Origin of the sequence: Streptococcus mitis, assembly GCA_001560895.1 — a bacterium.
Classification (GTDB): Bacteria; Bacillota; Bacilli; order Lactobacillales; family Streptococcaceae; genus Streptococcus; species Streptococcus mitis_Q.
Genome location: CP014326.1, coordinates 861,783 through 874,130 on the forward strand (window position 1 = coordinate 861,783; position 12,348 = coordinate 874,130).

Annotated in this window: 11 protein-coding genes; 10 read left to right on the forward strand and 1 reads right to left on the reverse strand. The window is 37.1% G+C overall.

The features are described from left to right. The first annotated feature begins 46 nt into the window (after positions 1-46). The 9 genes from AXK38_04250 to AXK38_04290 are packed head-to-tail and all read left to right on the forward strand — an operon-like array spanning position 47 to position 9,976. Complete coding sequence (locus AXK38_04250; GenBank protein AMH88508.1) at positions 47-421, forward strand: hypothetical protein; 375 nt, start codon at positions 47-49, stop codon at positions 419-421. After that, positions 363-2,726, forward strand: a complete 2,364-nt coding sequence (locus AXK38_04255; protein AMH88509.1) for an AAA family ATPase — start codon at positions 363-365, stop codon at positions 2,724-2,726. The genes AXK38_04250 and AXK38_04255 overlap by 59 nt, the downstream gene beginning before the upstream one ends. 10 nt (positions 2,727-2,736) lie before the next feature. After that, entirely contained in the window at positions 2,737-5,526 is a 2,790-nt protein-coding gene (locus AXK38_04260) for a peptidase M23 (protein ID AMH88510.1), read from the forward strand. A gap of 12 nt (positions 5,527-5,538) precedes the next feature. After that, entirely contained in the window at positions 5,539-6,219 is a 681-nt protein-coding gene (locus AXK38_04265; GenBank protein ID AMH88511.1) for a hypothetical protein, read from the forward strand. 10 nt (positions 6,220-6,229) lie between these two features. Beyond that, a complete protein-coding gene (locus AXK38_04270) occupies positions 6,230-6,469 on the forward strand; it encodes a hypothetical protein (GenBank protein ID AMH88512.1) in 240 nt (79 codons plus the stop codon). Then, positions 6,462-7,331 (forward strand): hypothetical protein, encoded by an 870-nt coding sequence (locus AXK38_04275; protein ID AMH88513.1) that lies wholly within the window; start codon positions 6,462-6,464, stop codon positions 7,329-7,331. Before AXK38_04270 ends, AXK38_04275 begins: the two co-directional genes overlap by 8 nt. A gap of 1 nt (position 7,332) precedes the next feature. Continuing rightward, the gene (locus AXK38_04280; GenBank protein AMH88514.1) at positions 7,333-7,881 is read left to right on the forward strand and encodes a hypothetical protein; all 549 of its coding nucleotides are present in this window, start codon (positions 7,333-7,335) and stop codon (positions 7,879-7,881) included. Continuing rightward, the gene (locus tag AXK38_04285; protein ID AMH88515.1) at positions 7,878-9,689 is read left to right on the forward strand and encodes a conjugal transfer protein TraD; all 1,812 of its coding nucleotides are present in this window, start codon (positions 7,878-7,880) and stop codon (positions 9,687-9,689) included. Before AXK38_04280 ends, AXK38_04285 begins: the two co-directional genes overlap by 4 nt. A 41-nt stretch (positions 9,690-9,730) precedes the next feature. After that, a complete protein-coding gene (locus AXK38_04290; protein AMH88516.1) occupies positions 9,731-9,976 on the forward strand; it encodes a hypothetical protein in 246 nt (81 codons plus the stop codon). Here the strand turns inward: AXK38_04290 and AXK38_04295 are convergent. Beyond that, entirely contained in the window at positions 9,966-10,886 is a 921-nt protein-coding gene (locus AXK38_04295) for a hypothetical protein (protein ID AMH88517.1), read from the reverse strand. The genes AXK38_04290 and AXK38_04295 overlap by 11 nt on opposite strands. A gap of 101 nt (positions 10,887-10,987) precedes the next feature. Between AXK38_04295 and AXK38_04300 the strand changes: the two genes are divergently transcribed. After that, positions 10,988-12,337 (forward strand): hypothetical protein, encoded by a 1,350-nt coding sequence (locus AXK38_04300; protein AMH88518.1) that lies wholly within the window; start codon positions 10,988-10,990, stop codon positions 12,335-12,337. The last annotated feature ends 11 nt before the right edge of the window (positions 12,338-12,348 follow it).

The following is a 12,348-nucleotide window of genomic DNA, read 5'->3' on the forward strand; positions in this document are numbered from 1 at the left end:
GAGAAATTAGAATTGATAAATGTTATGTTTTATGAAAGGAAACTAATTGAAAAAAATTGGATCAGAATTTTTAAGAGAATTTGAAAATGAGGACAAGCCAATTCTATTTGGCCTAACTATTAGAATGTTTGTTTTATACCTGTGTTTAATAATAGCTGTCTCAGGGACAATTGCTATTTACTTCTTTGGTTTACCTGATTGGTACATCTATCTTTGGGATGCTCTATTTGTCGTTCCTGGAGGAATGTACGGTACGGGAATGACTAAGCGAATGCGGATTAAAGAAAAAATCAATTTCTTTTTCCGAATCCAACAACGAACCTATGAGACAGAATTTGGAAAGGTAGGAATGTATACGAAAGATGAGTTTATTCAAAAGCAAAAGAGAAAAACTAGAAAACGCAGAAAAGAAAAGAATTGAGCGCTTGCGTCGTCAGATGAAACCTACGACACAAAATACCATCAATTATACGCTGCTCCATGAAGATGGATTAATGCACATTGCACGTGAGAAGTATTCTCGTAGCTTTATGCTGGGGGATGCTTCTTACTCTACAGCTCAACAAGATGAAAAAGAGAGCATCATTGATACAACGATGGATGCTCTTAATTCACTGGATGAGGGCAGTAACTATCAACTCTTAGTCATTAACCGTAGAGTATCGGATAATTCCTTGCAGAATATCTTGTTTGAGGAAACAAACGATGGCTACGATGACTATCGTGAAGAGCTAAATGAGATGATCAAGGAGCGATTTACGACACACGCTAACAACTTTGAGGTACATAAGTATGTGACCATTTCAACGAACGCTGATGATCGAAAACAAGCTCAGTTGTTACTACAAGATATTGGAGTTTCCCTGGGAACGCAATTTCAGGAATCCGATATTACATTTAAGGAAATGAATGGTTTGGATCGTCTAAAGGTCTTTTCTGAACTATTACGAGGAAACCCGTATGTCAATTTTGATTACAGAGAAATTGCCCTATCTGGGTTATCAACGAAATCATTTATTGCTCCAAACCGAATTGAGTTTCAAGAAAAACGGATGATTATTGATGATAGTTGGGCTAAGGTACTCTATGCTCACCGATATCCTAACTGGATGTCTGATCGTCTCATTCGTGATTTAACGACACTTGGATTTGAATTGGCTATTATTATTCATGCAGAACCCTATGAGAATGTTGAAATCTTAGAGAAGATTGACGATGCAGAAACAGATGCTGAAATTGGGAAGCTACGTTCTAAACGTAAGGCTGCTCAATCTGGTATCTTTGATGATGCAGTGGTTGCTGGTCGTGACCAAGAAATCTCAGAAGCTACCAAGAAGTGGCGAGATGAGATTACTGAGTATGATCAGAAAATCTTTTCTGGTTTGATTGCAGTGTATTTTAAGGCAGATAGCCAGGAGGAACTACAACGTAATGAGCAGAAGATTAAGCGTGCTGGACGGAAGCTAGGGGTAGAATTTGAAGATCTTTATTATTACCAGGAAGAGGCTCTAAATACGATTCTACCTATTGGAGAATGCTTCGTAAATGTGAAGAAGAATTTCATGAGAAAGATGACAACAGCTAATATTGCTACGCAAGTTCCTTTTACCAACGTGGACTTGAAGTCTGAAAGCTCACTCGCTCGCTACTATGGTCAAAATCAGTTATCAAACAATATCATTACACTAGATCGAAAACGTGATTTGAACACGGGTTCAGGAGTTGTGTTAGGTTCTTCAGGATCTGGTAAATCTACAACAATAAAGGGTGGAGAAGTTATTCCAACTTTACTGAAATATCCAGAAGACCGAGTTATCATCGTGGATCCCGAAGATGAATATTCTGATATTGGCCGTGCTTTCGGTGCTCAGATGGTGGATATTTCGATTGGTTCTAAAACACATATCAATCTTTTAGATTTACCAGACTTGGATCGTTTGGACGATGAGGATGACGATCCGATTGGAGATAAAGCAAACTTGTTGATGGGATTATTTGAATCGATTCTATCTGAGGTAACAGATGCACAGATTGGGATTATCGACCGGGTAACAGGTGTGACTTATGAGCGCTATTTGACAGATTATTTTACTCCAACGCTAAAAGAGTGGCATCAGGTATTGAAGGAACAACCAGAGCCAGAAGCTCAAGATTTAGCTTTGGCGGTAGAAACCTATACAACTGGTTCTCAGGATATTTTTGCTCACAATACAAACGTGGATCTTAATCATCGCTTTGTTATCTTTAATCTGAAGAAGTTGTCGCATAAATTGAAGCCGTTTGCTTTAATGGTTATTCAGGATTATATCTGGAATCAAATTGTAGAGAATCAAGGGAAATGTACTACATGGGTTTACTTTGATGAGATGCAGATTCTATTTAAAAATAAGGCTCAAGCAGACTTCTTTACTACGTTGTATTCACGGATTCGGAAATATGGTGCGATTCCAACAGGAATCACCCAGAACGTAGAAACGCTAGCTGCTGTTGAAGAAGGTCGGAAATTGCTCTCAAATAGTGAGTTTATGATTTTACTCAAACAAAAACCCCAAGATTTGGCTATCCTAAAAGAGATTGTCAATCTGACTGATAAACAGATTCGCTACTTATCGCGGCCAAAGGCTAAAGGTACTGGCTTAATCGTAGCTGGGCCAGTTGTAGTGCCATTTGAAAATCCAATACCAAAGAATACTAAGTTATATAACTTAGTCGCAACAGACGCTTAGGAGTCTCACTATGGATCAGGAGAAAGGCAGACCAAAAACAATCGGTCATAGGTTAGATCGAAAGCTAGAAAAAGTTCGTAAGAATTACCGAACGGTTCAACAAGATAGCGCAAAACAACTTACGAAGTTACAATCTCAGACTTACTCTAAACGTCAGTTGGTAAAGAAGAGTCGAAGCCAATTTCGAGCTTCTAAGAACAAGGTCAAGAAAATACAAAAAGAGTATAAGAGAATCCAAAAAGAGTACAAGAATATCCAGAAACAAGGAAGAAATCTTGGAAAAGAAGGAAAGGTACTTCGTCCAGAGGAAATTAAAAAGCAGGTTTTCCTTAAGCAGGAATTAGATAGAAACAATAAAAAACAGACATTCCTTAAGCAGGAATTGGATAAGGCGAAACTGGAGAAAAAAACTTCTAAAAGGACTTTTAAAGTCGCTCAAGAGGCTACTGGTGGTTCACGCAAGAAGAAGTTGCTCCGTGCTACTAAACAGGCTCTAGAACGATCAACCAGTCAACAGGCTAGCTCTGTTGCGCATCAGGATGATACACTATCAGATATAGCACGAGCTAAATATCGGTATCAGGATATTCAGATTCAAGGGAAACGAATCAAAACGATTGGGAAATATAGTGGTACACTTGGCCAAGGAATGGTTAAATCGAGCTATAGCTTTGGAAATAGAGCTTACAATAAGGCTAAAGGAAGAGGCTTCACTCGAACTCCAAGAGAATTTTCTTGGGAAGGAAAACTCTCTCGTCGTATTAAGGCCTATAAGCAACGCTTAGCTACTTCTAAAACAGGGAAAGTTGCTAAGAAAGCGAGGAAGTTCTACCGTGTAGGTTCTAAACCGCTTCAAGCTATTATCAAAAATCCATTTAGCTTAAAGGCTTATCTGATTGCTTTTGGTCTGCTTTTGTTTCTGGCTATACTTGGTATCGGTAGTTCAGGAATTACTCGTCAAGATGAATTTGATATGAATAATACCTGGTTGTATCTTTCAAAATTAGATCGTGAAAAATCGAATGACAAGGTAGATTATTGGACAAAAATTGACGATCCGCTTTTGTACTTGAATTATAAGTATGATGATATTTCAGATAAGCTTCGTATAGACGGGAATAAATATTTTTCACAACAGAATCGTGGAAAACTTTACTTAGATACCTTATGGAAGAATTTGAATGGGGATAAAGACAATCTTAAAACGATGGAAGAGCTTTATACCAAAAATAACCTCTATAAGCTTGATAAGGACGAGTTAGAGGAGTATAAAGAGCTCTTAGAAATTGCTAGAGATAGTGGAAAATATATGTTGCTTCAAGAACTAGATAATCCATTTTATACAGAAGAACAACCTGAATCGCAAGCACCGCTTCAGATTATTGAACGTTTTGGATATAAAACGAAGACGGAAGTTTTTAATGGATCTGTTTTGCAGGCCTCAGGAGGTCAGTCTCTGTTAGCTGTTTTAGATGGGAAAGTTGAAGTTAAGGGGAGTGACATAGAAATTAGTGATCAGGATTCCAAGTTTCTGTATAAGAACGTAGATACGATTCGCTATAAAACAGGTGATCATGTTAAATCTGGAGATATCATCGGGAAAGTAGCACCTGAAGGAAATCAAACTGTTTATTATCAAAAGCTAGAACCTGATCGTGCAAATAAGAAAGATAGAGATGGGAATATCAAGAAGAGCTGGACTTATGTCAATGTCGGTTTTTACTTCCAGCGTGTAGAATATACCCAAGCAACATCTGTTGTCAGTAATATTGAAACATCTGGAGATAAAGGAAGACGTGCAAGAGCTTTTGCGGATGCAATCAAAAAAAATATACCAGAAGCAACAGATGAAGGAATCGCAGCCATTTTGGGAGGATTTGATATTGAGAGTTCCATCACCTTTAAACGCTATGAAACAGACTTTCTAACCAATAATCAGTTCGATAAAGTTGCTAAAGAACCAACTGCAGAAAATCTAGTTGGTAACTGGGGAGCCTTTCAAGCTATGTACCCTACCTTGCCTCTAAATGAAAGAGGTTATCTAGTCAACGGTTTGCACTATATCGGGATTGGGATTGGTCAATTTACTGGCCCTCGTGCTCTTGCATTGTGGAATTTTGCAAAATCTGTGAATGGAGATATTTGGTCTGCAGAAGTCCAAACAAAATTTCTTCTGGAGGAAGATGATCCAACTAGACGTGCAGCATTCAGAAGAATTGTAACCTCAACAGGCTCCGTAGAAGCTCTTACGGAGGACTTTTTGAACGCTTGGTTAGGAGTCCCAGGAAACAAGCTATTAGAACGGCAATCTGCAGCCCGTCAATGGTTGAATTTCTTAAAAAATAAAGGAGGAGGTTCGACAGGTGTTTCTAGCAAGCAAGTTCCATCAGAATATAAAGATAAGCTACCTTATGGTCTACCTACCGATCAAGCAATTCTAGAGGGACAAGGTTATCCAGGTAATGCCTATGCACTAGGAAATTGTACTTGGTATGTCTATAACCGTTTTGCTCAGATTGGAATAGGAATTTATCCGTATTTAGGAAATGCCAATCAATGGGTTGATAGTGGTCAAGCTCAAGGATATGAAATTTCAACGACTCCTAAACCAGGTTCTGCAGTTGTATTCATGAACGGTGTAGCTGGAGCATCACCAATCTATGGTCACCTTGGATTCTGTGAGTACGTTAATAGTGATGGTAGCTTCTTAATGTCAGAAATGAACTTTACTGGTTTATACCTAATGAATTGGCGTACCCTGACACCGCAATCAGGCATCTATTTTGTTACCCCTAGATAAGAAAGGAAAAGAATGTATAATCAAAAGTTAATCAAAATGGTAAAGGGACTCTTTATGGGATTTGTTGCCGTTTTATGTATTGTATTGGGTTATTCTATTGCTCAAGTACAACAGAATTTGAGACAGAATAGTCAAATTCAGGAAGAGGCGAAGCAAAAAACAGAAGAGAACCAACAGGAACAACTATCTCTTACTGAACAGCAAGTCGAGGACTTTCTAATTGCTTACTATACCAAAAAGGATTTAGAAGAGAATCGTCCACGTTATAAGCCTTTTATGACCGATTCTATGTATCAGGAAACCATTCAAGAAGAACAAAAGCCAGTTAACCAGACCTATAAGGGGTATGTGGTTGACCAATCTTATGAATCAGGCTCTATCTACATTGATAAAACACATAAAGTTGCGTTGGCTCAGATTCAATATTCTAGCACAACCTTAGCAGAAAAAGATAATCGAGATTCTAAGGGGCTTACTGGTATCACTAAGGCTACCATTCGATTGACCTATGTAGAACAATCAGGTAAACTATTGGTCAATAAAATTGAGCCTATCGTCTTGACTGAAGCAAAGGGGCAAAGTATAGGTACCTATTCAGATACTAGCAGTTCAAGCTCGACTCCAGTATCCTCTACATCAACCACAACACCTACATCCTCTGAACAAACAACCGCAACCAGTAGTAACCAATAAGGAGAATTGAATGAATAAAAAAATAGAACAACTTGAAGCTAAGCTTGAGAGAGTTAGGAAAGATAAGAAAAAAGCACAACAACAAAAAGAAGCAGCAGATGAAAAAATCAAGAATTACATAAATCAAGAAAAAGATTTTGAAGCGCAGCTTTTTGTGGCACTATCAGAAGAAAGTGGCTTATCCTACCAGGAAATGAAGGAACTCATTCTTCCATCACAATCAAGTAACCAAGGAGTGAACCATGTATAAAATTATCAATCAACTGACTAATCAAGAGGAAACTTTTGAGTACCGAGATGAGTTGTTATCAAGGCTAGAAATCATCAATGAGCGAATGAAGAGTAATAAAATAAATGGAATCTATCGACTTTATTCTCTCAATTCTGAAGGTGAAATCCTACAAGAAGAAAGTCTTGAAATACCTTTTGTTGGAATCATTGATCAGTTGCTGGAAAATTTTGGTACGAGTGTTGGGAAGAAAAAGAAAGGTTTTCTTCATTTTTTAGCAAAACATAAAGAAAATACCTCCTTACCAGCCGAACGAGAAACCCAATCTCAACCAGAGCCTGAACTAGAAGAACTAACGTTAAAGAAAGAAGCAGACAGAAATCGACAAAGAATTGCTGAGCTAGTTTCTCAGAAGCCTCAAGATGAGGTTGGAGAAGATAATGTTACCTATTCTTCTAGTGAATGGACTACAGATCATTTCAGTAGATTAGATGAAAATGAGGAAGAACGAGTAGAGCCTTCACAAGATGAAAATACACAAGATGCAGCTACAGAAGAAGTAGTACCAGTTGTTGCAACATTTACTCAGAAAGAGAATAAAACGATTCCTGATCAAAAGGCTGAATCTTCCTTCTCTCTTTCTAATGCGACTACAGTAAATTTGCCTTCAGAGGTTATTGATAGCTTTGAGGCTCAGACGGTTACTTATAAGCAATCTATTAAAAATAAAATCAAATCTAACGAAGATTTTATCATGGAAGCCAATGAGGAAATTGCTCAGTGTCAAAATAGGATTGATGAGTTGAAACAACAGATTCTTGCGAAAGACTCTCAAGCTACTCAATTGAAAGATCTTTATTTCAAAATTGAAGAGGTGAGCTAAAATGGAACAAGAACAAGTGGTAGCCCAATTAGGACGGGCAACTCTTGTGACAGGAGAAATCATCTTAAAAGGCCTCTTTCTGGTGGGCTCTAAAGCAGTTGAAATTTATCAAGCCAGAGGAGAGAATGTAGTCTTTACTGGTGATACAGACTGGAATAAATTTATGGCAACGGCAGATGCTAAAGAAGTCCAGCAATTACTACATAATGAAGTCAATCTCGAGGCAGTTCGAAAAGAACTGGGCCAATACGGGATTGGCTTTTCTTTTTATACTCATCCAGATGGAAAGACAACCTTGGCTTTTAATGCAAAAGATAAAGGTGTTGTCGAACAAGCTTTTAAGGATGTCCTAGAAGGCATCACAAGAGATCCTAAAGGATTCAATGAGAGAAACCTTAAAAATGGGAAAACGACTTCTTTTGAGGAGAAATTGAAACATTTCAAAGCAGTTGAACAAGAGAAAATCAATTCCCTCCAGGTAAACATTCATACGAAGGAGTTTGTTCTTCCAGAAAATATCGAACCACAGATTGGAGGGAAAATGAAGTGATTACAGAAAAGAAGAAACGGAGATTTAGACCGTATTTGTTGTTAGGCATTGGTCTATTCTACCTCTTTCATTGGCTCTTTAAACTATGGCTGTTGGCACCTGATACAGACTCAGTAACGGATGTATTTGGTCTTGGGAAGTTTAACTGGATGAGCGATCATCTGAGCGATAAATCTTGGTTTGATTTTCAATTCACACCAACTTCTTTATTGATTGGTATGAGTGGGTTTTTGATTGCTTTTCTGTTGTATTTGAGAGTAACAGATACAGGTACATACAGGTATGGGGAGGAACATGGATCAGCTCGCTTTGCAACGAAAGAAGAGTTGGTGAGATTCCGAGATGAAGATCCTGAAAAGAATATGATCTTTACTCAAAATAGCCAGATGGGACTATTTAATAACCGATTGAGCTTTGAAAATCAGATTAATAAAAATATTTTGGTGTATGGTGGTACAGGGGATTCGAAGACTCGTAGTGCTGTAAAACCAAATATTTTACAAGGAAATTCTAGTTTTGTAACCACAGATACCAAAGGGATTTTGATTCATGAAACAGGGAAGTCTCTTATAGAAAAAGGCTATAAGATGAAGATTTTTGATTTGATTAGTTTCTTGAATTCAGATGGTTTCAATGTTTTTAGATATATTCATAATGAAATGGATATAGATCGAGTGGCAGAGGCTATTACAGAGTCTCTCAACAGAAATGGTCATGAGGGAGATCCTTTTTGGCCAGCAGCCAATAAACTCCTGATGCGTTCTCTAATTGGCTATCTTTATTTTGATGGTAAGCTCGATCACTATCTGCCTAATTTAGGGCAGGTTACAGATATGATTCGAGAATTGAGAAGAAATCATCCAGAAGCGGAGAGTCCTGTTGAATTGATGTTTGAAGACCTGGAGAGAAGGAGTCAAGGGAATTATGCTAGTAGACAGTGGGATCTATTCAATAAAAACTTTGATGGCCAAACACGGGCTTCTGTTTATGCTATCTTTGCAACAACCTTCTCAGTATTTGATCATGAGCAACTAAGAAAGATTATTGAAAAGGATACACTCGAGATTGAAAAATGGAATATTGAGAAAACAGCAGTTTTTATTCATATTCCAGAAGTGGATCCAGCTTACCAGTTCTTATCTGCCCTTCTTTTTAGTACCATTTTTGATGTGCTAATAAAAACTGCAGATGCAGTTATATTAGGTGAGCATCCAACAAAGACCAAGGAAGACTTATTGCATCTACAGGTGTGGGCGGATGAGTTTGGTCAGATTGGGAAGATTCCTAATTTACCACCAATTATCTCAGTTATTCGTTCTCGAGAGATTTCTATCAAGATGATGGTACAATCTCAAAGTCAGATTGAAGTATTATATGGTAAAGAAAATACGAAGACGATTATCAATAACTGTGGTGCTATTCTTTATTTAGGTTCAAATGACTTAGACACGCTTAAGTACCTATCTGAGCGATCAGGGAAGCAAACTTTGAATGATCAGAATTATAGTGAGAGCAGAGGAAGAAATGCCAGCAGTTCTAAGCAGAACTCTAAAATTGGTCGAGAACTGTTGACACCGCATGAGGTGGCAACGATTGGAACAACAGAAGCCTTACTCTTCCTATCCAAACAAAATGTCTTTCGAGATCAAAAATTTAACCTGGATACGCATCCAAGAGCTAATCTCCTAAGCAATGGCCCAAACGATGACAATTGGTATCGATATAAGCGCTATCTGAGTGATATTGATGAGTGGAAAGACCAGGTTGGGGAAGAAAATGTTATTCATATTGAGATTAAGGAAGTTTAGGAAGTTCCTCTTAAAGTCAGTTAGGAAAGAAAGGAAATCTAATGGAATTTTATGATTCTTATTGCGTTTTAATTGCTATAAATTGGGATCAGTATGTGTGGCTGCATCAGGAAGGCGAAAAAATAACCTGGCATGAAAATTTTGCTCATGCAGGTTTTTTTCGTGATTTTGATACAGCTAAAAGGGTAGCGGAAACTCATTTATTAGAAACTTTTGGAGCCATAGGCTTCTATAAGATTGTTGGTTTTTCTACAGACGAACTTGGCTATATAGAAACTAAGAACTAGATAGCACAATGTGTCTTAGTATTTTTTCATGAGGGATAGAAGCATTTATATAACTGTTTTTGTATTTTTTAAATGGCCCAAGATAATAAATAGTGAGTTCTTTCTTCTTTTTGTCAGCCTTTTTTAAAGTTTCTAGTCTTTGTTTGACTCCTTGTTGATTAGCTAGGCTCTCATTAATTATGAATGTTGGAGGTATTATTAAGTTGTCCATTTGGCAACTTTGTTTGATTCTAATTAAAAAATAAGAATCTTTTTCTTGATCAGCTTTAACGTATCGAACCGTAGCTTTTGCAAAGTAAACTTTTGTTTCATGCTCGTTGATGAGTGAGTTATTATCTAAATTTTGAAAGTACAAGTCAAGATTTAATTTGTTTCCTGAAGAATCTAAAAAGGTATATTTTTCTCCAGATTTAAACTCTTTATAAAGTTGAACCAGACGACTTAGAGATTTTACATGACTATTGAAGGTCTTTTCCGATATGTTATTAGAAGTAGTAGATTTTTTCGACCTTATTTCAGTTGAGACTTGTTCTTCTGTTTTTAATGAATTAGTTATTTCTGTAAATGTAGCTGTAACCAAATTAATATCTACTTTAACAGTATTTTTGTCCCGTTCAAATGTATAACTTTCTTCTATCGTTGTTTCCTGCGCCCGTTTCTCATATCGATTTTGTACTACGGGACAGTTGACTGAATGTACTTGGTCAAAGTTACTGGTTCGGAAATGTGGCTCCTTTGTATAAGGAGACTTACCAAAGTTTATTAGTGTAAGTCCAAATGGACAATTTTTGTCACACTGGAAATTATGCTTGTTTTTCAATATTTTATCTAAAGATAAATTGTAAGCATCCATTGGTTCAATATTGTGTTCTAATTCAATGCTGTATGCTTCGGGGTATGTATATGACATATCTTACCTCTTTCTTCTAATATTAAATTATCTCTTTCAGAGTTTATCTACCAACTATTATAACATTAAAACATATCACTTCAAAAATGAAAGGAAAAACTGTGAATACATTACCACAAAAACAATTTAAACGAATGAAGCGTGAAGTTGAGGAGGAGACTGCACGAGGGATTGGTTATTTTGAGGGGATTTTAGAACATATCCCTTCTTACCCTCTCTCTGAAGCAGTAAAAGAGTTAGCTTTATCTGGCTGGATTACTCCTCATACAGATGTCATCGATGTCCAGAATATGATTGTTACTGAATCTATAAAATGGATGAATTATCAAGATTTCAAAGAAGTTGCCCCCTACTTATTTTCATATCCTCAAGAGCAACGAGAGAAAGATTTATTGGTTCGACCAGTGAAGATCTCCAGAGAGTACTTTGAGGAATTACAAGTCAATGCAGAAGAATTATTTCACTTGAAACAAGACTTGCTTCAGGTTAATAATCAATTAGATGCTAAGATCCAGGAATTGGAGATGGATCAGCTACCGAATGGCGATCAGGTCATTGGAGTTGATCTAGAAGCTGAGGAGGTATTGTTACTACGAACTCCAGAAAATGCTCAGGTTGAGGAATGGGAGGTTCGTAAAGATGGCTTGATTACTGATTATCGTTCCAATCTTTCAGAATCAGCTCAAATTGTAGATGTTTTGTTTGAAATGAAGAATCCAGAGATTGATATGATTCTCTACGAAGAAGTAATCAACTATTCTAAGAAAACTTGGCCAGATTCAGAACCCATTCAACTTCCAGAAAATATCAAGGAACTGTTGAATCAAGAGGGTAAGCTTGATTCCTCATATTATCAAATAGCTCAGTTTGAAACATTAAAACAAGCTTATATTTATGGGATGATTTCACCTAGTTTTCAGGAGCGTTTCCCTCATTATTCAGATTTCGTTAGGAACTATGTAGAAGATAGAGAACAATATGAGTTTTTTAACTATGGTACAGAAGCCGTTTCACTAGCTCAGGAAATTCTAGTACCACGTTTAGGAGATATTAACCAAATTTTAGGAACGAATAATCAGGAGTTAATCGTTCAAGAGGTCACTGGATATTCTCAGGGTGAAAGCTGGGAACTAGCTTATTTACGGGATACAAAGACGGAAGATAGAGAATCCGTTCGGTTTTATCTTGAAAGTGAGATTGGAGCTTGGTATAAGGGAAGTTTGACAGAGTTGGCTGTTATCCGCTTTGATGATATTGATCTAGAGAAAGGATTTAATGGCCATCAGGAAGCAGTCTATCATATCGACGAGAACTTGTTAATTCATGATAAGCTAAAACAAGCCCAACTCCATTTTCCTGATTTAAACCGTTTTGTAGTAGCCAAAGAACTTGAGAAAGAACAGACACAAGATATAGTAGCAGAAAAAGAAGGGGCAGAATTTTCATTGTAGGGAGGTAACAG

Bases quoted from the DNA above. Each gene is read 5' to 3' on its own strand.
- AXK38_04265 (AMH88511.1), top strand. From the start codon at position 5,539: ATGTATAATCAAAAGTTAATCAAAATGGTAAAGGGACTCTTTATGGGA.
- AXK38_04280 (AMH88514.1), top strand. From the start codon at position 7,333: ATGGAACAAGAACAAGTGGTAGCCCAATTAGGACGGGCAACTCTTGTG.
- AXK38_04295 (AMH88517.1), bottom strand. From the start codon at position 10,886: ATGTCATATACATACCCCGAAGCATACAGCATTGAATTAGAACACAAT.
- AXK38_04275 (AMH88513.1), top strand. From the start codon at position 6,462: ATGTATAAAATTATCAATCAACTGACTAATCAAGAGGAAACTTTTGAG.
- AXK38_04255 (AMH88509.1), top strand. From the start codon at position 363: ATGAGTTTATTCAAAAGCAAAAGAGAAAAACTAGAAAACGCAGAAAAG.
- AXK38_04290 (AMH88516.1), top strand. From the start codon at position 9,731: ATGGAATTTTATGATTCTTATTGCGTTTTAATTGCTATAAATTGGGAT.
- AXK38_04270 (AMH88512.1), top strand. From the start codon at position 6,230: ATGAATAAAAAAATAGAACAACTTGAAGCTAAGCTTGAGAGAGTTAGG.
- AXK38_04260 (AMH88510.1), top strand. From the start codon at position 2,737: ATGGATCAGGAGAAAGGCAGACCAAAAACAATCGGTCATAGGTTAGAT.